Origin of the sequence: Cupriavidus sp. H18C2, from assembly GCF_049393795.1 — a bacterium.
GTDB classification, from domain to species: domain Bacteria; phylum Pseudomonadota; class Gammaproteobacteria; order Burkholderiales; family Burkholderiaceae; genus Cupriavidus; species Cupriavidus pauculus_C.
In genome coordinates this window covers 2,929,298-2,947,609 of record NZ_CP186010.1, presented here as the reverse complement: position 1 = coordinate 2,947,609, position 18,312 = coordinate 2,929,298, and the positions used below count along the sequence as shown (strand labels likewise).

Here is an 18,312-nt window from a genome sequence, read left to right as displayed (position 1 = left end):
GTCCTTGCAAACCCGAATCGAGGAGATGAGATGAGCCAGTTCGACAACGTGTCGGTCGTCAAGAAAGCCAACCTGTATTTCGACGGCAAGTGCGTGAGCCACACGGTGCTGTTTGCCGACGGCACGCGCAAGACGCTGGGCGTGATCTTTCCGGCCACGCTGACGTTCAACACGGGCGCCCCGGAGATCATGGAAGTCAACGCGGGCAGCTGCCGCGTGCGCCTGGCCGGGGCCGACGAGTGGAAGACCTATGGCGCCGGCCAGCAGTTCAATGTGCCCGGCAACAGCAGCTTCGACATCGAAGTGACCGAGACGCTCGACTACGTCTGCCACTTCGAATGACCCCACCGGGGCTCAGAGGATCACCGGCTCCGGCTCGATCCTGACCCCGAACCGCGCCTGGACCGTATCTGCGATACGGTCGGCCAGCTTCAGCAGCGCGGCGCCCGTGCCGCCGCCGTGGTGCACCAGCACCAGCGCCTGCTTGCCGTAGACGCCCACCGGGCCGTCGTCCAGCCCCTTGAACCCGCACTGGTCGATCAGCCAGCCGGCGGCCAGCTTGTAGCTGCCGTCGGGCTGGGGATAGCTGACCAGCGCCGGGTGATCGGCCAGCAGCGCGTGGCGCTGGGCGGCCGGGACCACCGGATTCTTGAAGAACGACCCTGCATTGCCGATCCGCGCCGGATCGGGCAGCTTGCGCGAGCGGATGGCGATGACCGCGTCGCGGACCTGCGCCGCCGTCGGCGCGGCCAGGCCCTCCAGTTCGCGTGACAGTTCGCCATAGTTGAGCACCGGCCGCCACGCCTTGGACAGGCGCAGCGTCACGGCCGTGATGATGTAGCGGTCGCGGCCGGCACGCTTGAACAGGCTGTCGCGGTAGCCGAACGCGCAGGCGTCCAGGTCGAGCGTGACGAATTCCCCCGCCTGGCGGTCGTAGGCGCGCAGGCTGGCAAAGCGTTCGCGCAGTTCCACGCCGTAGGCCCCGATGTTCTGGATCGGCGCCGCGCCGGCCGTGCCGGGGATCAGCGCCAGGTTTTCCAGGCCGGGCAGGCCGTCGGCCACGGTGCGGGATACCAGCGCGTGCCAGTTCTCGCCAGCGCCGGCCGTGACGTGCCAGTTGTCGCCCTGGTCGGCCACGGCGTAGCCCGAAATCTCCATCAGCAGCACGCAGGCGTCCAGGTCTCCCGTCAGCACCACGTTGCTGCCACCCCCGAGCACCACCACGGGCATGCCGGCCGCGCGGGGGTCCGCCAGGGCGGTCACGAGGTCGGTTTCGGTGCGAATATGCGCCGCCAGGCGCGCGCGCGCATCGAAGCCGAATGTATTGTGGCGGCGCAGGGGATAAAATTCGTGAAAATCTGCCATGAAGGACGGGGAAAGCACCCCGGACCGGGGCAGGCCCCGATTATACGTAACCGTATGGACCGGCCACCGCCGCAGGCGGCGCGCCGGGCCGTGCCAGGAGAACCGAAATGCCGTCGTTTGACGTAGTGTGCGAAGCCAACATGGTGGAAGTGAAGAACGCCGTGGAGCAGGCCAACAAGGAAATTTCCACGCGCTTCGACTTCAAGGGATCCGACGCCCGGGTCGAGCAGAAGGAAGGCGAACTGGTCGTCTTTGCCGACGACGACTTCAAGCTGGACCAGGTCAAGGACGTGCTGATCAACAAGATGGCCAAGCGCAACGTGGACGTGCGCTTCCTGGACTACGGCAAGGTCGAGAAGATCAGCGGCGACAAGGTCAAGCAGGTCGTCACGATCAAGAAGGGCGTCACCGGCGACCTGTCCAAGAAGATCGTCCGCATGATCAAGGACAGCAAGATCAAGGTCCAGGCCAGCATCCAGGGCGACGCGGTGCGCGTCTCCGGCGGCAAGCGCGACGACCTGCAGTCGGTCATTGCGCTGCTGCGCAAGGACGTGAGCGAAGCGCCGCTGGACTTCAACAACTTCCGCGACTGAGCGCCCGCCCAGCCGCCCCTACTGCGCCTGCCGCGGCTGCGGCAGGCCGCCAATTTTTGCGCCGGGCTTGATGCCCTTCTGCGCGAACCACCCCTTGTTCATCTCCAGCGCGTAGCGTACGGCCGCGCGCGGGCAGTGGTTGTCCTCGGTCTGGGGCTTCATGTCCTCGATGTTCACGATGCTGCCGTCGTCGGCCAGGAAGGCGATCGACAGCGGCAGGTTCGTGTTGCGCATCCAGAAGCAATGGCCGGCCTTTTCCTCGAAGACGAACAGCATGCCGGCGTTGGCGGGCATCGACTTGCGGTACATCAGCCCGCGCTCGCGCGCCTCGGGCGTGCCGGCCACCTCGGCCTGGATGGCATACATGCCGGCCGTCAGCGGAATGACGGGCAGCGCCGATTGCGCCTGGGCCAGGCCCGTCAGCGCGGTGGCGCCCACGGCAATCAGGTACTTGAACACAGGATGCATGGCGGTTCTTGTCGTTGGAGGTCAACTGCAGGCGAGAGCATAGCGCAGCCATGCCGCCCGTGCCCGCGCGCCGGGCATGAAAAAAGGCAGGACGCCGGGGCGCCTGCCTTGCGATGCGCGCCGCCGCGGGGGGCGGCGCGGCAGCCCGCCGTATCAGGCGGCCGGGGCCGAAGCGGCCGCCTTCTTGGCGTGCTTCTTGGTGTGCTTCTTGTGGGTGGTCTTCGCGGGCTTGGTGGCTTCCTTGGCGGCCGGCATGGCGTCGGCGGCCGGGGCCGAAGCCTGCGCGAAGGCGCCGGTAGCGAACAGGCCAACAGCCAGGGCAGCGATCAGTTTTTTCATTGCGAGTACCTCAGGAGGTTCCGAAGTTTGGAGGGTTCGACGCGTGTCAGACGTGTCACTCGCAACAACGGCACGCCATCTTATGGCGTTGACGTCGACTTTGCGACGAGTTGTAACCGCGTTTTACGGTCGTTTGCGCACATGTATTGCGCGACGGACATGTGACGCCCCCGCTGGAAGTCCCAGCATGCGGTCATCCACCTGACACCATTGGCCGGGCTTGAGCCCGAGGTCCGCCAGCGCAATGCCGCCGATGGCCGCGCGGACCAGCCGCAGCGTGGGAAAGCCCACCGCCGCCGTCATGCGCCGCACCTGCCGGTTCTTGCCTTCGCGGATCTGGATTTCGATCCATGTGGTCGGGATGGCGGCGCGGTAGCGGATCGGCGGGTCGCGGTCCCAGAGCCACGCAGGTTCGTCAATGCACCGCGCGCCCGCCGGCAGCGTCCTGAAATCGCCGAGATCGACCCCGGCACGCAGGCGCGCCAGCGCGGCGTCGTCGGGCGTGCCCTCCACCTGGGCCAGATAGGTCTTGGCCAGCTTGTGGCGCGGATCGGCGATGCGCGCCTGCAGCGCGCCGTCGTCGGTCAGCAGCAGCAGGCCCTCGCTGTCGGCGTCGAGCCGGCCGGCCGGGTAGACGCCGGGCAGGTCGACACAATCGGCCAGCGTCGCCCGCGTGGGGTGGGCGGAGAACTGGCTCATCATCTGGAAGGGCTTGTTGAGGGCGATCAGGGTCATGGCGGCGCATTATCCCCCAGGCGGCGGCGGCCGTTACAATGCCTCGCACAACACAATCGCATCGCCGGGCGGCGCGGCCCGGCGCCAGCCATCGAGTCATCACCCATCCGCAGTTGGAGACGCATATGTATCAGCACATCAAGGTGCCGGCAGGCGAGAAGATCACGGTCAACGCCGATTTTTCGCTGAACGTGCCGGACAATCCGATCATCCCGTACATCGAGGGCGACGGTACCGGGGTCGACATCACGCCGGTGATGCTCAAGGTGGTGGACGCCGCGGTGGCCAAGGCCTACGGCGGCCGCCGCAAGATCGCCTGGATGGAGGTGTTTGCCGGCGAGAAGTCGACGCGGATCTATGGCCCGGACGTGTGGCTGCCCGACGAGACGCTGGACGTGGTCAAGGAGTACGTGGTGTCGATCAAGGGCCCGCTGACCACGCCCGTGGGCGGCGGCATCCGGTCGCTGAACGTGGCGCTGCGCCAGCAGCTCGACCTCTACGTGTGCCTGCGCCCGGTGCGCTATTTCAAGGGCGTGCCGTCGCCGGTGCGCGAGCCCGAGAAGACCGACATGGTGATCTTCCGCGAGAACTCGGAGGACATCTACGCCGGGATCGAATGGGCCGCCGGCAGCGAGGGGGCGAAGAAGCTGATCGCGTTCCTGCAGACGGAGATGGGCGTCAAGAAGATCCGCTTCCCAGAAACCTCGGCCATCGGCGTCAAGCCGGTGTCGCAGCAGGGCACGCAGCGGCTGGTGCGCAAGGCGATCCAGTACGCGATCGACAACGACAAGCCGTCGGTGACGCTGGTGCACAAGGGCAACATCATGAAGTTCACCGAGGGCGGCTTCCGCGACTGGGGCTACGAGCTGGCACAGCAGGAATTCGGCGCCGAGCTGGTGGACGGCGGCCCGTGGTGCAAGTTCCGCAACCCGAAGACCGGCCGCGACATCGTGATCAAGGACGTCATCGCCGACGCCTTCCTGCAGCAGGTGCTGCTGCGCCCGGCCGAGTACTCGGTCATCGCCACGCTGAACCTGAACGGCGACTATATCTCAGACGCGCTGGCGGCCCAGGTGGGCGGCATCGGCATCGCGCCGGGCGCCAACATGTCCGATTCGGTGGCGATGTTCGAGGCCACCCACGGCACGGCCCCCAAGTACGCGGGCAAGGACTACGTGAATCCGGGTTCCGAGATCCTGTCGGCCGAAATGATGCTGCGCCACATGGGCTGGACCGAGGCGGCGGACCTGATCATCGACGCCATGGAAAAGTCGATCCTGTCGAAGAAGGTCACCTATGACTTTGCCCGGCTGCTGGAGGGCGCGACGCAGGTGTCGTGCTCCGGCTTCGGACAGGTGATGATCGACAACATGTAAGGCGCCGGCGGCTGACGCCAACAAAAACGCCCGGCACATGGTTCACATGGGCCGGGCGTTTTGCCGGATGCTTGGCGTACGCGCTTGTTTCAGCGTGCCCCGGCCGGGGCATTGCCCGCCGTGGCACAGGATCCCGTTCCGAAGGGGTTGCCCCCTTCCCATCCGCATTGGCCGACGCCGCTCTCGATGGCGCGTTCGGCCGCGGCGCACTCAGGCCGTCGCGTCCTGGATGTTCGTGGCTTGCTTGCCCTTCGGGCCTTGCACTACCTCGAACGACACGCGCTGGCCTTCCTTCAGCGTCTTGAAGCCCGACATCTGGATAGCCGAAAAGTGCGCAAACAGTTCTTCCTCGCCATCGTCCGGCTTGATAAACCCGAAACCCTTGGCGTCATTGAACCATTTGACGATACCGCTTGCCATAAACTCCCCCAACGAAAAAGCTGATTTCAAGCGGGGAAACCAATGGCCAGCCGAAAACCACCATCGCGGCCCGGCCAGCCCGCCCCGGTGGGAACGGTCTGCAAGCGCCGCGCAAATGAAATTCGCGTCGCCAGCCGTCGGCGTTCGTCCGAAAACGCACCGCAAATGGCTGGCTACGCCGGTCGTGGGCCTCCCTGCTCACGGAAACATCCGGTCCGGACTTTATGCTTGGCTCGCTGCCAGGCCCGGGATGTGCAAACGATTTTTCTGGCAAACGAAAATACTGTCAAGCTGGCAGATTCCCCACTCCGCGAAGGGTGTGGCAGGATTGAAACGGCCAGGAATGGTACCTTTGCCGCTGTGGTGCGACGCCCCCGCGCGGCGCCCGGCCGGCCGCCCGTTCGTGCCCCGGCATGGGTCGGCAGGCACGGGGCTTGCACCGCAAACGTGCGCGGGGCGCCCTTTGTGCGGCAGCCCACGTGCCAGCTATTTCCGAAGGGCTGCCCTTGAATACCGGGCCAGTTCCCCAAATTGCAGACTTGTGAGTAAGGGTTAGAATAAAAGCCATGGCGACACGGCTGGCGAACACCCCCCAACGCGAAGCAGGCACAGTCATCGAGCGGAAAGAGCAGCAGCTCAAGCCGCCGGCGATGTACAAGGTGCTCCTGCTCAATGACGACTACACTCCGATGGAGTTTGTCGTGATGATCCTGCAGCAGTATTTCAGCAGGGACCGGGAAACGGCGACGCAGATCATGCTCACCGTCCACCGGGAAGGTAAAGGCGTTTGTGGTATCTACACGCGGGATATTGCGGCGACCAAGGTCGAGCTTGTATCAACCCATGCGCGGCAGGCGGGCCACCCGCTGCAGTGCGTGATGGAGGAAGCATGATTGCGCAAGAATTGGAAGTAAGTCTGCACATGGCCTTTGTCGAGGCTCGCCAGGCGCGCCACGAGTTCATTACCGTGGAGCACCTGCTACAGGCGCTGCTCGACAACCCCACGGCAGCGGAAGTGCTGCGCGCCTGCGCGGCCAATATCGAGGACTTGCGCACGAGTCTGAAGAACTTCATCGCCGACAACACGCCCGTGGTGCCCGGTACCGATGAAGTGGACACGCAGCCGACGCTGGGCTTCCAGCGGGTGATCCAGCGCGCCATCATGCACGTCCAGTCGACGTCGAATGGCAAGAAGGAAGTCACCGGCGCCAACGTGCTCGTGGCCATCTTCGGCGAGAAGGATTCCCACGCGGTCTACTACCTGCAGCAGCAGGGCGTGACCCGCCTGGACGTGGTCAATTTCATCAGCCACGGCATCCGCAAGGACCAGGCCGAGCCGGCCAAGCACGGGGAAGGCAATCCCGAGGGCGAGGGCGGCGACGGCAAGGAAAGCCCGCTGGAGCAATACACCCAGAACCTGAACGCGCTGGCCAAGGCTGGCAAGATCGACCCGCTGATCGGCCGCGACAGCGAGGTGGAGCGCGTGGTGCAGGTGCTGTGCCGCCGGCGCAAGAACAACCCGCTGCTGGTGGGCGAGGCCGGCGTGGGCAAGACCGCCATCGCCGAGGGCCTGGCGTGGCGCATCACCAAGAACGAAGTGCCGGACATCCTGGAAAAGGCCACCGTGTACTCGCTCGACATGGGCGCGCTGCTGGCCGGCACCAAGTACCGCGGCGATTTCGAGCAGCGGCTCAAGGGCGTGCTGAAGTCGCTCAAGGACAATCCGAACGCCATCCTGTTCATCGACGAAATCCACACGCTGATTGGCGCGGGCGCCGCATCGGGCGGCACGCTGGACGCCAGCAACCTGCTCAAGCCGGCGCTGTCGTCGGGCCAGCTCAAGTGCGTCGGTGCGACCACGTTCACCGAATATCGCGGCATTTTCGAGAAAGATGCGGCCTTGTCGCGCCGGTTCCAGAAGATCGACGTGGTCGAGCCCTCGGTGGACCAGACCGTGCAGATCCTGCGCGGCCTGAAGTCGCGCTTCGAGGAGCACCACGGCGTCAAGTACGCGGCGTCGGCGCTGACCGCGGCGGCGGAGCTGTCGGCCCGGTTCATCACCGACCGCCACCTGCCGGACAAGGCCATCGATGTGATCGATGAGGCAGGCGCCGCGCAGCGCATCCTGCCGAAGTCCAAGCAGAAGAAGACGATCGGCAAGGGCGAGATCGAGGATATCGTCTCGCGCATCGCCCGCATCCCGCCGCAGAGCGTGAACCAGGACGACCGCAGCAAGCTGCAGACCCTGGAGCGCGACCTGAAGTCGGTGGTGTTCGGCCAGGACCCGGCCATAGAGGCGCTGTCGTCGGCCATCAAGATGTCGCGGGCCGGGCTGGGCAAGACCGACAAGCCGATCGGCTCGTTCCTGTTCTCGGGCCCCACCGGCGTGGGCAAGACCGAAGTCGCCAAGCAGCTCGCGTTCATCATGGGCATCGAGCTGCTGCGCTTCGACATGTCGGAATACATGGAGCGCCACGCGGTCAGCCGCCTGATCGGTGCGCCGCCGGGATACGTCGGGTTTGACCAGGGCGGTCTGCTGACCGAAGCCGTCACCAAGAAGCCGCACTGTGTGCTGCTGCTCGATGAGATTGAAAAGGCACATCCGGACATCTTCAACATTCTGCTGCAGGTCATGGACCACGGCTCGCTGACCGACAACAACGGGCGCCGCGCCGACTTCCGCAACGTGATCATCATCATGACCACGAACGCGGGGGCCGAGACGATGAACCGCGCGACGATCGGCTTCACCACGGCGCGCGAGCAGGGCGACGAGATGGCCGACATCATGCGCATGTTCACGCCCGAGTTCCGCAACCGGCTGGATGCGACGATCAGCTTCCGTGCGCTGGACGAGGAAATCATCCTGCGCGTGGTGGACAAGTTCCTGATGCAGCTCGAAGAGCAACTGCACGAGAAGAAGGTGGAAGCCAGCTTCTCGGACAAGCTGCGCAAGTATCTGGCGCGCAAGGGCTTCGACCCGCTGATGGGCGCGCGCCCGATGCAGCGCCTGATCCAGGACATGATCCGCAAGGCGCTGGCCGACGAGCTGCTGTTCGGCAAGTTGGTCACCGGCGGCAAGGTGGCGGTGGACCTGGACGACGCGGACCTGATCAAGCTGACGTTCTCGGAAGCCGATCCGGAACCGCCCGAGGCGCCCGAGAGCGAGCAGCGCGCCGAGGTCTGAGCGCGGCCGATCTCCCGTATCGCCGAATCGATGGCCGGGCCTGTCCCGGCCATTTTTACGTCCGATTGTTCCAGTTCTGGGCGATCACCGACGGTTCTCCCAGCAGGTTGGGCGATCATCGGGCAAAATACGCGGCGGCGGCCTGCCGCCTTTTCCCGATTCCGCGGCCGTCCGGCCGCCCAGCCCGAGTCACAGATGTCTTCTCCCGACCGCATGCGGCTACGCCGCCTGCTGCTCAAGTCCCTGCCGGCCAGCGCCTTGCCCGTGGCCTCCCTTGCCGGTCTTGCCCGGATGGCCCACGCCGCGGAACCGGCCACGAGCGGCCGTCCCATCTCGATGGTCCTGCCGTTCCCGCCCGGGGGCAGCGTCGATATCGTGGCCCGGCAACTGCAGCCGGGGCTGAAGACGGCGCTGGGGCAGACCGTGGTCGTCGACAACAAGCCCGGCGCCGGCGGCCTCATCGCCAGCAGCGCCGTGGCGCGCGCCAAGCCGGACGGCAGCACGCTGCTGATGGCGTTCGATACCCACGCGATCAACCCGTTCGCGTACAAGAACCTGCCGTACGACACGTTCAAGGACTTCACGCCGATCACCCAGCTCGTGCGCTTTCCGCTTGTGATTGCCGCCAATCCGGCGCTATCGGCGTCGAACGTGCGCGAATTGATCGACCTGGCCAAGACCCACCCGAATGGCGTGCGCTTCGCATCGTCGGGCATCGGCAGCCTGAACCAGCTTGCCGCCGAGGCGCTGGCCACCGAGGCCGGCGTGCACTTCCTGCACGTGCCCTACAAGGGCGGCGGCCCGGCCGTGCAGGCGGTGCTGGCTGGCGAAGTCGACCTGTTCTTCAGCAGCTACGCCGCCGTGCAGGCGCATATCGCCGCCAAGACCATCAAGGTGCTGGGCGTGACCGGCTCCAGCCGCATCAAGCAACTGCCGCAGGTGCCGACCGTGGCCGAGCAGGGCTACAAGGGGTTCGAGGCGTACTCGTGGATCGGCGTCTTCGGCCCGGCGCACATGCAGGCCGACACGGTCACGCGGCTCCATGACGCGCTGGCCGCGTCGATCCGCCAGCCCAGGGTGGTGGAAGCGCTGACGGCCCAGGGCTTCGAGATTGCCGTCGGCTCGCCGGCCGACCTGGGCCACCTGGTGCGCCACGAGCACGACAAATGGCAGGCGGTGGCGCGCAAGGCCAACATCCAGTTCGATTGATGACCACGCCGACGGACCCGTTCGACCACGCCGTCATCGTCTGCAACGACCTCGATGCCGCCGCCGCGCGCTGGCGCCGGCTTGGGTTCACGCTGACGCCGCGCGGCTTTCACACGCTGGGCTCGCAGAATCACTGCATCATGCTGGCGCGCGACTACCTGGAACTGCTGCACGTGACCGCGCCCAGCCCCAGCCGCCAGTATTACTGGGACGCCCAGCAGCGCGGCGACGGCTGTGCCGCCATGTCGTGCAAGAGCCGCGATGCGTTTGCCACGGCCGACCGGCTGCGCGCGGCCGGCTTCCAGCCGTCGGACCCCATCGAGTTCTCGCGCCCCGTGCGCCTGGACGACGGCAGCGAGCATCCCGCCACGTTCCGCGTCACCGCGCTGGACCACGCGCCCGGCGCACGCTACTTCGTCTGCGAACACCGCACGCCCGGCCTGCTCTGGCGCCCGGAGTGGACGGCGCACGCCAACGGCGCGCAGGCGATTGCGGCAACCTATCTGGTGGTGGAGGCCGGGCAGGTGGCCGCGACGGCCGAAGCCTACGCCACGTTGACCGGCGCAGCCATCGGGCAGGCGACTGGCGAAATGGCGATGCTCGACGTCGCCGGGGCCTCGTTCGTGATCGTGGCCCCGCAGGCGCTGGCCGATGCGGCCGACGTGCCGGGGCTCAAGGCATCGTCCGCCGGCTACGCGGCCATCCGGCTGACGACGTCGGACCTGTCCGCGGCCCGCCGTGGCTGGCAGGCGCAGGGCGTGGCGGCGGTCGACATGTCGGCCACGGTGTCGCTGATCCCGGCCGCCGAGGCCAATGGCGTCGCGCTGATCTTCGAACAGCGCTAAGGGTCGGCCGGGGCGGGGGCTTACCCCTTGGCGTGCGCTACGCCGGTGGAACCAAAGCCGCCGGCGCCGCGCGCCGAATCTTCCGAGAAGGTCTCGACGGTCTGGAACACGGGCCGCAGCACCGGCACGAACATCATCTGCGCGATGCGCTCGCCCGGCTGGATCACGATGGGGTCGCTGCCCGGCGCGTTGCGGTTCCAGACGCTGACCATGATCTGGCCCTGGTAGTCGGCGTCGATCACGCCGATCGAGTTGCCCAGCACCAGCCCTTTCTTGTGGCCCAGGCCCGAGCGCGGCACGATCGTCGCGCACATGAACGGGTTGGCCATGTGCACGGCGATGCCGGCCGGCACCAGTTGCGCGGCCGTGCCCGGCGCGATGGTCAGCGGGCCGTCGACGCACGCGTGCAGGTCGATGGCGGCGGCCATGTCGCTCTGGTAGGCGGGCAGGCCCCAGTCGTTCAGGCGGGCGTCGAGCACCTTGATCTCGACGGTCGGGTTCGCGGCTACGGTCATGGATTCGGTTTCCTGCAGCACCCCGGGCGCGCCGGGGATCGGTGGATCGGTGGATCGGGAAAGGCGGCATGATACCGCGCCGCCCCGGCCGATCAGACACTTCCCGGCGGTACTTCAGCCCTGCAGGTCGAACGCCTCGGCCAGCAACTGATAGGTGCGCAGCCGCGCCTGGTACGACGCCGTCACGCTCAGCACCACCAGCTCGTCGGCGGCAAAGCGGTCCTGCAGCGCCAGCATGCGCTCGGCAACCTGCGCCGGCGTGCCGCAGAGGGTGCGCGGCCGCTCGCGTTCGATGATCAGGCGGTCGCGCTCGGTGGGCGTGAAATCGGCCGCCTGCGCCAGCGACGGGATTGGCGCGTTCACGCCATACGCCATCTGCAGCCGGCGGATGTCCACCGCCCGCGCCAGCGCCTCGGCCTCGGCCTCCGTATCGGCGCAGATCACGAACACGGCCGCCGCGCTGTAGGGCGCGTCATCGTAGCCGGGCGCGAAGTCCTCGCGATACTGCCGCGCCACCAGGTCTCCGTGATGGGCGTTGATGAAATGCGCGAACGCGAAGCGCAGGCCCAGCCGCGCGGCCAGCGCGCCGCCGAATTCGCTCGACCCCAGCACCCAGAGTTCGGGCCGCGTGTCGATGGCCGGCTGCAGCAGCACGCCCTCGGCCAGGTGGTCGGGCGGTACCTCGCCACGCAGCAAAAACGCCAGGTCCTGCACCTGCTGCGGAAACTGGTCGCCACGGTTGTACTGGCCCATCGCCACGGCCTGCGCGGTGCGCATGTCGCCGCCGGGCGCGCGGCCCACGCCCAGGTCGATCCGGTTCGGAAACAGCCCTTCAAGCATGCGGAACTGCTCGGCCACCTTGAACGGGCTGTAGTAGGGCAGCATCACGCCGCCAGAGCCCAGGCGGATGCGCCGCGTCACGCTGCCCAGCCGGGCCAGCATGACCTCGGGCGCCGGGTTGCAGACGCCGTGCAGGCCGTGGTGCTCGGCGCACCAGTAGCGGGTGTAGCCGAGTTCGTCGGCCAGTTGCGCCAGTTCCACCGTGGCGGCCAGCGCGTCGCGGGCGGTATGGCCGTGGATGACCGGGCTCTGGTCCAGCACCGACAGGCGCAGCTTGGGACGGGTATCGCTCATGGCAGGGCTGGGGTGTCAGACGGACTTGCGCGGCAGGCGCTGGCCGATGGCGGCCACCAGCGCGCGGGCCAGCGACAGCTTGTCGGCGCGCGGCAGGCGCGTCATGCCCTGGGCATCGAACAGGACGATCTCGTTGTCGTCCAGGCCGAACGTATGGTGGCCGATGTTGCCCACCAGCAGCGGCACGCCCTTGCGCTGGCGCTTCTGCTCGCCGTACTGCTCCAGGTTCTCGCTCTCGGCCGCAAAGCCCACGCAGTAGGGCGCATCGGCGCGCGCGGCCACGGCCGCCAGGATGTCCGGGTTTTGCACGAACTGCAGCGTCGGCGTGTCGGTATCGTTGGCCTTCTTGAGCTTCTGCTGGGCGATCTCGGCCGGCCGCCAGTCGGCCACGGCAGCCACGGCCACAAAGATGTCCACGCCGCGCAGCTGCGCCATCACGGCATCGTGCATCTGCTGGGCGCTGCGGATGTCGGTACGCGCCACGCCGCGCGGGGTGGGCAGCGCGGTGGGGCCGGCTACCAGCAGCACCTCGGCGCCGGCCTCGCGGGCGGCGCGGGCGATGGCAAAGCCCATCTTGCCCGACGACAGGTTGGTGATGCCGCGCACGGGGTCGATGGCTTCGAACGTCGGCCCGGCCGTGATCAGCATGCGCTTGCCCTGCAGCGGCTTGGGCTGGAAGAAGGCGACGAGGTCGTCGACCAGTTCCTCGGGCTCCAGCATGCGGCCGTCGCCAATCTCGCCGCACGCCTGGTCGCCGGTGCCGGGGCCCAGGATCGTCACGCCATCGGCGCGCAACTGGGCGGCATTGCGCTGCGTCGGCGCGGCGGCCCACATCTGGCGGTTCATCGCGGGGGCCACCAGCAGCGGGCATTCGCGCGCGATGCAGAGCGTGGTCAGCAGGTCGTCGCAGAGGCCGTTGGCCACCTTGGCCAGGAAGTCAGTGGACGCCGGCGCGATCAGGATGGCGTCGGCCTCGCGCGAGAGGTCGATGTGCGCCATGTTGTTGTCCACGCGCGCATCCCACTGCGACAGGAACACCGGCCGCCCGGACAGCGCCTGCATCGTGACCGGCGTGATGAAGTGCGTTGCCGCCTCGGTCATCGCCACCTGCACGGTGGCGCCAGCCTTGGTCAGCAGCCGGACCAGCTCGGCCGACTTGTAGCAGGCGATGCCGCCAGTCAGGCCGAGGACGATGTGCTTGCCGCGCAAATCCATGGGGAACGCTCTTCAGAAAATCGGGGGTTCCGCATGATACCGCTGGCGGGGGGGATGTGCTGGAGGGGGGGCTTGCGTTGCCGGGACGGCTGCAGGCGCCGGGGGCGGTTCCCCTCTCCCGCAAGCGGGAAAGGGGCCAGGGGAGAGGGCAGGCGCCTGGGGTACTAACCCGGCTGGCCAGCCTGCGGCAGGCTTGCCCTCACCGGGGCAGGACGGTGGAAATCCGCGCGCGGCGGCTTTGGAGAGCGGGGCGGCAGGAATCCGCTGCTCAGTGCCGCCTTACCCGCCGCAGCTCATCCACGATCAGCAGGACGGCGCCCAGCGTAATGGCGCAGTCGGCCACGTTGAAGGCCGGGAAGTGCGTGTTGCGCCAGTGGAAGTCCAGGAAGTCGATCACGTGGCCGTGGATCACGCGGTCTACCACGTTGCCCACCGCGCCGCCCAGGATCAGCGATACGGCCAGGCAGAACAGCTTCTGGCCCGTGTGGCGGTACAGCAGCCAGACGATGAAGCCGCCCACCGCCACGCCCAGCAGCGTGAAGAACCAGCGCTGCCAGCCGCCGGCGTCGGCCAGGAAGCTGAACGCGGCGCCCTTGTTGTAGACCAGCACGAGATTGAAGAAATTGGTGACCGGCCGCGACTCGGCGTACTGGAACGAGCGCGTGATCAGGACCTTGAAGAACTGGTCGATCATCACCACCAGCAGCGCAAAGGCCATCCACAGCCACGGCGTGACGTTGGCGCCGGACTTGCTCTTGCCGCGCGACGAACCGGCGCGCGAGGAACGGGTAGAGGACGTGGCCATCAGGCGTGGCTCCTGTGCTCGCCGGCGCCGAACAGGTTGCTGTCGCAGCGGCCGCAAAGGGTGGGATGGGCGGGGTTGTGGCCCACGTCGGCGCGGTAGTGCCAGCAGCGCTCGCACTTGGCGTGCTGCGAGGGCGTGACCGTCACCAGCAGGTCGCCGCCCTCGGGCGCCGCCGTGACCTTGGCGGCCGACGTCAGCAGCACGAAGCGCAGGTCGTCGTCCAGGCTCTGCAGCGCGGCCAGCACCGGCCCGCCTGCGGCGATCGTCACCTCGGCCTGCAGCGACGAACCGATGTCGCCTTCCACGCGTACCGCTTCAAGCTGGCGCGTGACCTCGGCGCGCACGGCGCGGATCTCGTGCCACTTCTGCAGCAGGTCGTCGGCGTCGTCCACGGCCGGCACGTCGTAGTAGGTGCTCGTGAAGATCGTGTCGGTGTGCGCGGTGCCGTGCTGGAATACCTGCCAGGCTTCCTCGGCCGTGAACGACAGGAACGGCGCCATCCAGTGCAGCATCGACTGGGTGATGTGGTACAGCGCGTTCTGCGCGGCGCGGCGGGCCTGCGAGTCGGCCGCCGTGGTGTACAGACGGTCCTTCAGCACGTCCAGGTAGAAGCCGCCCAGGTCTTCGGAGCAGAACGTCTGGAGCTTGGCCACCACCGGGTGGAACTCGTACTGCTGGTAGTGCGACAGCACTTCCTTCTGCAGGCGGTCGGTCAGGGCCACGGCGTAGCGGTCGATCTCCAGCCATTCCGACGCCGGCAGCGCGTGTTTGGCGTGGTCGTAGTCGGTCAGGTTGGCCAGCAGGAAGCGCAGCGTGTTGCGGATGCGGCGGTAGCCTTCCACCACGCGCTTGAGGATCTCGTCGGAGATCGACAGCTCGCCCGAGTAGTCGGTCGATGCCACCCACAGGCGGATGATCTCGGCGCCCATCTTGTTCGAGATGTCCTGCGGCGCCACCGTGTTGCCGATGGACTTCGACATCTTGCGGCCCTCGCCGTCGACCGTGAAGCCGTGCGTCAGCAGCGCCTTGTAGGGCGGCTTGCCGTACAGCATCGACGCGGTCAGCAGCGACGAGTGGAACCAGCCGCGATGCTGGTCGGAGCCTTCCAGGTACAGGTCGGCCAGGCGGCCATCGGGCGTGTCGGCCGACGGCTCGTACAGTTCGTCGCGGTGCGAGCCGCGGATCACGGTCCAGTGCGTGGTGCCGGAGTCGAACCAGACGTCCAGCGTGTCGCGGTTCTTCTCGTACAGCGCGGCCTCGTCGCCCAGCAGTTCCTTCGGATCGAGCGACTGCCACGCCTCGATGCCGCCCTTTTCCACGCGCCGGGCCACTTCTTCCAGCAGCGCGGGCGTGTTCGGGTGCAGCGCGCCGGTTTCCTTGTGGACGAAGAACGCCATCGGCACGCCCCACTGGCGCTGGCGCGACAGCGTCCAGTCCGGCCGGTTGGCGATCATGTTGTGCAGCCGCTGCTTGCCCCACGCCGGGTAGAACTCGGTGGCCTCGATGCCGGCCAGGGCCGTCGCGCGCAGCGTCGGGCCGTTGTCGGCCGGATCCACGTCCATGCCCGCGAACCACTGCGACGTGGCGCGGTAGATGATCGGCGTCTTGTGGCGCCAGCAGTGCATGTAGCTGTGCTCGTACTTGTGCGAGTTGAACAGGTTGCCCGACTCACGTAGAACTTCCACGATTTTCGGATTCGCGTCCCAGATCGACAGGCCGCCGAACAGCGGCAGCGTGCTGGCGTAGACGCCATCGCCCATCACCGGGCTGATGATGTCCGCATCCGGCATGCCGTGCGCCTTGCACGACTGGAAATCCTCCACGCCATAGGCCGGGGCCGAGTGGACGATGCCGGTGCCGGTGTCGGTCGTGACGTAGTCGCCCAGGTAGACCGGCGCCGTGCGCGCGTAGCCGGCGTCCATCGTTGCCAGCGGATGGTGGAAGCGGACCTCGGTCAGCGCGTCGCCACGGGCGGTGGCCACCACGGTGCCTTCCAGCGCGTAGGTCTTCAGTTGCTCCTCGACGCGGTCCTTGGCCAGGATCAGGAAGCCGCGCGGCGTGTCCACCAGCGCGTATTCGACTTCCGGATGCATGTTCAGCGCCTGGTTCGACGGGATCGTCCACGGCGTGGTGGTCCAGATCACGATCCAGCCCGGCTTGCCTTCGAGCTGGGCCAGCGGCACGTGGAAGGCGTGGGCGATCTTGTCGGTCTCCGCGAACGGGAAGCCGACGTCGATCGACAGGTCGACCTTGTCCTTGTATTCCACCTCGGCCTCGGCCAGCGCCGAGCCGCAGTCGAAGCACCAGTTCACCGGCTTCAGGCCGCGGAACACGTAGCCTTTCTCCATGATCTTGCCCAGCGCGCGCAGCTCGTCGGCCTCGTTGCTGAAGTTCATGGTCAGGTACGGGTTGTCCCAGTCGCCCAGCACGCCCAGGCGCTCGAAGTCCTTCTTCTGGCGGGCGATCTGCTCGGTGGCGTAGGCGCGTGCCTTGGACTGCACTTCCTGCACGGGCAGGCCCTTGCCGAACTGCTTTTCGATCTGGATCTCGATCGGCATGCCATGGCAGTCCCAGCCCGGCACGTAGACGGCGTCCAGCCCGGTCAGGCCGCGCGCCTTGATGATCATGTCCTTGAGGACCTTGTTCACGGCGTGGCCGATGTGGATGTCGCCGTTGGCGTACGGGGGGCCGTCATGCAGCACAAACTTCTTCGCGCCCTTGCGGGCCGCGCGGATCTTCTTGTAGATCTGCTTGTCCTGCCACTGCTTGACCCACTGCGGCTCGCGCTTGGGCAGGTCGCCGCGCATCGGGAACGGGGTATCCAGCAGGTTCACCGGATACTTGCTTTTTTCGGGCTTGGCGCGTTTGTCGTCGGACATGGTCGATTCTCGGGGCAATTCGTCGGGCGCGCGGCTGGCGTTGGCCGCCGCGCGCGGATCATTCTGGGCAAGGCGGGGCGGGTCCCGGCGGCGCGCTGCGGTGGCGGCGCGCTGCCGGCCGCTAGCTAATTCGGTCGGTCGCGGAGGTGGCGAAGTCGCGGCGGCCGCTGCCGTCGGGCGCCGCCAGGCCAAAGAACGCGCGGGCGTCGTCGGCATCCTTGGCGATGGCGGCGGTCAGCGCCTCCAGCGAGTGGAAGCGCGCCTCGTCGCGCAGCTTCTTCATGAATTCCACGCGCACCAGCTTGCCGTACAGGTTCTGGCTCATGTCGAACAGGTGCACTTCCAGCAGCACGCGGCCCGCGTCTTCCACTGTCGGCCGCACGCCGATGCTGGCCACGCCGGGCAGCGGCTGGTCGGCGATGCCGTGCACCTGCACCACGAAGATGCCGTTCACGGCCGGGCGCTTGTGCGTGATCCGCAGGTTCAGCGTGGGGAAGCCGAGGTTGCGGCCCAGCTTGCGGCCGTGGATCACGTGGCCGCTGATCGCGTAGCCGTGGCCCAGCAGACGGCGGGCATGCTCCAGGTCGCCGTCGGCCAGCGCCTGGCGCACGGCCGAGCTGGAGATCCGGATGCCGCCTTCGGACACCGAGCCCATCTGCTCGACGTCGAAGCCGAACTGGCGGCCGGCCTGCTGCAGGTAGGCAAAGTCGCCGGCGCGGCGGGCGCCGAAGCGGAAATCGTCGCCCACCAGCACCCAGCGGGCGTGCAGGCCGTTCCAGAGCACGTTCTCGACGAACGCCTGCGGCGACTGGGCGGCAAAATGGGCGTTGAAATGCTCGACCACCACGCGGTCCACGCCATTGCGGCGCAGTGCGTCGAGCTTGTCGCGCAGCAGGGCAATGCGGGTGGGGGCGTGTTCGGGCGCGAAGAACTCGCGCGGATGCGGCTCGAACGTCATGACGCACAGCGGCAGGCCGCGGGCGTCGGCGGCGGCGCGGGCGCGCGCGAGCAACGACTGGTGGCCGCGATGCACACCGTCGAAATTGCCGATGGTGAGCGCGCAGGGCGCCCGGCTTTCGGCGTTGGGCAGGCCGCGGAAGACTTTCACGAGGACGGCGGACGAGCGTTTCAGGGAAAGCGAGCATTATAAGGCGAATGGCCCGGCCTGCCGCCGCTTGTCCCGTTTTGCCGGCCCGGGCCCGGTGCCAGTGTCGCCAAGCTGCCCAC

General features: G+C 67.4%; 18 protein-coding genes. 7 read left to right on the top strand and 11 right to left on the bottom strand.

Going from position 1 to position 18,312, the window contains the following annotated elements:
- Positions 1-30: 30 nt before the first annotated feature.
- Entirely contained in the window at positions 31-342 is a 312-nt protein-coding gene (locus EPAKOI_RS13340; protein ID WP_124683350.1) for a pyrimidine/purine nucleoside phosphorylase, read from the top strand.
- Positions 343-354: 12 nt separating this feature from the next.
- On the opposite strand, the gene murB is transcribed toward EPAKOI_RS13340, so the two are convergent.
- Complete coding sequence (gene murB / locus EPAKOI_RS13335) at positions 355-1,365, bottom strand: UDP-N-acetylmuramate dehydrogenase (RefSeq protein ID WP_423192396.1); 1,011 nt, start codon at positions 1,363-1,365, stop codon at positions 355-357.
- A gap of 107 nt (positions 1,366-1,472) precedes the next feature.
- Here murB and EPAKOI_RS13330 point away from each other — a divergent pair, with 107 nt between their 5' ends.
- On the top strand, positions 1,473-1,958 hold the full coding sequence (locus tag EPAKOI_RS13330) for a YajQ family cyclic di-GMP-binding protein (RefSeq protein WP_124683352.1): 486 nt from the start codon (positions 1,473-1,475) through the stop codon (positions 1,956-1,958).
- An 18-nt stretch (positions 1,959-1,976) separates the two neighbouring features.
- Here the strand turns inward: EPAKOI_RS13330 and EPAKOI_RS13325 are convergent, their stop codons facing one another.
- The 3 genes from EPAKOI_RS13325 to EPAKOI_RS13315 all read right to left on the bottom strand — a co-directional run bounded on the left by EPAKOI_RS13325 (position 1,977) and on the right by EPAKOI_RS13315 (position 3,500).
- On the bottom strand, positions 1,977-2,426 hold the full coding sequence (locus tag EPAKOI_RS13325) for a DUF192 domain-containing protein (protein ID WP_124683353.1): 450 nt from the start codon (positions 2,424-2,426) through the stop codon (positions 1,977-1,979).
- Positions 2,427-2,579: 153 nt separating this feature from the next.
- Complete coding sequence (locus EPAKOI_RS13320) at positions 2,580-2,765, bottom strand: hypothetical protein (protein WP_124683354.1); 186 nt, start codon at positions 2,763-2,765, stop codon at positions 2,580-2,582.
- 123 nt (positions 2,766-2,888) lie between these two features.
- Positions 2,889-3,500, bottom strand: a complete 612-nt coding sequence (locus EPAKOI_RS13315) for a pseudouridine synthase (protein ID WP_423192395.1) — start codon at positions 3,498-3,500, stop codon at positions 2,889-2,891.
- Between the two features lie 125 nt (positions 3,501-3,625).
- On the opposite strand from EPAKOI_RS13315, the gene icd reads away from it, so the two are divergent.
- Positions 3,626-4,876, top strand: a complete 1,251-nt coding sequence (gene icd, locus EPAKOI_RS13310; protein WP_124683356.1) for an NADP-dependent isocitrate dehydrogenase — start codon at positions 3,626-3,628, stop codon at positions 4,874-4,876.
- 210 nt (positions 4,877-5,086) lie between these two features.
- Here icd and EPAKOI_RS13305 read toward each other — a convergent pair whose 3' ends face one another.
- Complete coding sequence (locus tag EPAKOI_RS13305) at positions 5,087-5,296, bottom strand: cold-shock protein (RefSeq protein WP_124683357.1); 210 nt, start codon at positions 5,294-5,296, stop codon at positions 5,087-5,089.
- A gap of 566 nt (positions 5,297-5,862) precedes the next feature.
- Here EPAKOI_RS13305 and clpS point away from each other — a divergent pair.
- The 4 genes from clpS to EPAKOI_RS13285 all read left to right on the top strand — a co-directional run bounded on the left by clpS (position 5,863) and on the right by EPAKOI_RS13285 (position 10,537).
- Complete coding sequence (clpS, locus tag EPAKOI_RS13300) at positions 5,863-6,189, top strand: ATP-dependent Clp protease adapter ClpS (protein ID WP_049815983.1); 327 nt, start codon at positions 5,863-5,865, stop codon at positions 6,187-6,189.
- A complete protein-coding gene (gene clpA / locus EPAKOI_RS13295) occupies positions 6,186-8,483 on the top strand; it encodes an ATP-dependent Clp protease ATP-binding subunit ClpA (RefSeq protein WP_423192394.1) in 2,298 nt (765 codons plus the stop codon). The genes clpS and clpA overlap by 4 nt, the downstream gene beginning before the upstream one ends.
- Positions 8,484-8,678: 195 nt before the next feature.
- Positions 8,679-9,692 (top strand): Bug family tripartite tricarboxylate transporter substrate binding protein, encoded by a 1,014-nt coding sequence (locus EPAKOI_RS13290; RefSeq protein WP_423192393.1) that lies wholly within the window; start codon positions 8,679-8,681, stop codon positions 9,690-9,692.
- Positions 9,692-10,537, top strand: a complete 846-nt coding sequence (locus EPAKOI_RS13285) for a VOC family protein (RefSeq protein WP_423192392.1) — start codon at positions 9,692-9,694, stop codon at positions 10,535-10,537. Before EPAKOI_RS13290 ends, EPAKOI_RS13285 begins: the two co-directional genes overlap by 1 nt.
- Before the next feature lie 20 nt (positions 10,538-10,557).
- On the opposite strand, the gene dut is transcribed toward EPAKOI_RS13285, so the two are convergent.
- The 6 genes from dut to EPAKOI_RS13255 form a co-directional block, all read right to left on the bottom strand.
- Positions 10,558-11,052, bottom strand: a complete 495-nt coding sequence (gene dut, locus EPAKOI_RS13280) for a dUTP diphosphatase (protein WP_124683360.1) — start codon at positions 11,050-11,052, stop codon at positions 10,558-10,560.
- 114 nt (positions 11,053-11,166) lie between these two features.
- The gene (locus tag EPAKOI_RS13275) at positions 11,167-12,186 is read right to left on the bottom strand and encodes an LLM class flavin-dependent oxidoreductase (protein ID WP_423192391.1); all 1,020 of its coding nucleotides are present in this window, start codon (positions 12,184-12,186) and stop codon (positions 11,167-11,169) included.
- 15 nt (positions 12,187-12,201) lie between these two features.
- Positions 12,202-13,401, bottom strand: coding sequence for a bifunctional phosphopantothenoylcysteine decarboxylase/phosphopantothenate--cysteine ligase CoaBC (gene coaBC, locus EPAKOI_RS13270; RefSeq protein ID WP_124683362.1), 1,200 nt, complete (start codon positions 13,399-13,401; stop codon positions 12,202-12,204).
- A gap of 268 nt (positions 13,402-13,669) precedes the next feature.
- The gene (gene lspA, locus EPAKOI_RS13265; protein ID WP_124683363.1) at positions 13,670-14,206 is read right to left on the bottom strand and encodes a signal peptidase II; all 537 of its coding nucleotides are present in this window, start codon (positions 14,204-14,206) and stop codon (positions 13,670-13,672) included.
- Positions 14,206-17,085 carry an isoleucine--tRNA ligase gene (gene ileS, locus EPAKOI_RS13260; protein WP_423192390.1) on the bottom strand — a complete coding sequence of 960 codons (2,880 nt, stop codon included), beginning with the start codon at positions 17,083-17,085 and terminating at the stop codon, positions 14,206-14,208. The genes lspA and ileS overlap by 1 nt, the downstream gene beginning before the upstream one ends.
- Before the next feature lie 121 nt (positions 17,086-17,206).
- A complete protein-coding gene (locus EPAKOI_RS13255) occupies positions 17,207-18,193 on the bottom strand; it encodes a bifunctional riboflavin kinase/FAD synthetase (RefSeq protein ID WP_423192389.1) in 987 nt (328 codons plus the stop codon).
- Between the last annotated feature and the right edge of the window lie 119 nt (positions 18,194-18,312).

Excerpts from the sequence above, each read along its gene's own strand:
- clpS (WP_049815983.1), top strand. The coding sequence starts at position 5,863 with ATGGCGACACGGCTGGCGAACACCCCCCAACGCGAAGCAGGCACAGTC.
- EPAKOI_RS13305 (WP_124683357.1), bottom strand. The coding sequence starts at position 5,296 with ATGGCAAGCGGTATCGTCAAATGGTTCAATGACGCCAAGGGTTTCGGG.
- clpA (WP_423192394.1), top strand. The coding sequence starts at position 6,186 with ATGATTGCGCAAGAATTGGAAGTAAGTCTGCACATGGCCTTTGTCGAG.
- icd (WP_124683356.1), top strand. The coding sequence starts at position 3,626 with ATGTATCAGCACATCAAGGTGCCGGCAGGCGAGAAGATCACGGTCAAC.
- EPAKOI_RS13275 (WP_423192391.1), bottom strand. The coding sequence starts at position 12,186 with ATGAGCGATACCCGTCCCAAGCTGCGCCTGTCGGTGCTGGACCAGAGC.
- EPAKOI_RS13290 (WP_423192393.1), top strand. The coding sequence starts at position 8,679 with ATGTCTTCTCCCGACCGCATGCGGCTACGCCGCCTGCTGCTCAAGTCC.
- ileS (WP_423192390.1), bottom strand. The coding sequence starts at position 17,085 with ATGTCCGACGACAAACGCGCCAAGCCCGAAAAAAGCAAGTATCCGGTG.
- EPAKOI_RS13340 (WP_124683350.1), top strand. The coding sequence starts at position 31 with ATGAGCCAGTTCGACAACGTGTCGGTCGTCAAGAAAGCCAACCTGTAT.
- murB (WP_423192396.1), bottom strand. The coding sequence starts at position 1,365 with ATGGCAGATTTTCACGAATTTTATCCCCTGCGCCGCCACAATACATTC.
- EPAKOI_RS13285 (WP_423192392.1), top strand. The coding sequence starts at position 9,692 with ATGACCACGCCGACGGACCCGTTCGACCACGCCGTCATCGTCTGCAAC.
- EPAKOI_RS13315 (WP_423192395.1), bottom strand. The coding sequence starts at position 3,500 with ATGACCCTGATCGCCCTCAACAAGCCCTTCCAGATGATGAGCCAGTTC.
- EPAKOI_RS13320 (WP_124683354.1), bottom strand. The coding sequence starts at position 2,765 with ATGAAAAAACTGATCGCTGCCCTGGCTGTTGGCCTGTTCGCTACCGGC.
- dut (WP_124683360.1), bottom strand. The coding sequence starts at position 11,052 with ATGACCGTAGCCGCGAACCCGACCGTCGAGATCAAGGTGCTCGACGCC.
- EPAKOI_RS13325 (WP_124683353.1), bottom strand. The coding sequence starts at position 2,426 with ATGCATCCTGTGTTCAAGTACCTGATTGCCGTGGGCGCCACCGCGCTG.
- coaBC (WP_124683362.1), bottom strand. The coding sequence starts at position 13,401 with ATGGATTTGCGCGGCAAGCACATCGTCCTCGGCCTGACTGGCGGCATC.
- EPAKOI_RS13330 (WP_124683352.1), top strand. The coding sequence starts at position 1,473 with ATGCCGTCGTTTGACGTAGTGTGCGAAGCCAACATGGTGGAAGTGAAG.
- lspA (WP_124683363.1), bottom strand. The coding sequence starts at position 14,206 with ATGGCCACGTCCTCTACCCGTTCCTCGCGCGCCGGTTCGTCGCGCGGC.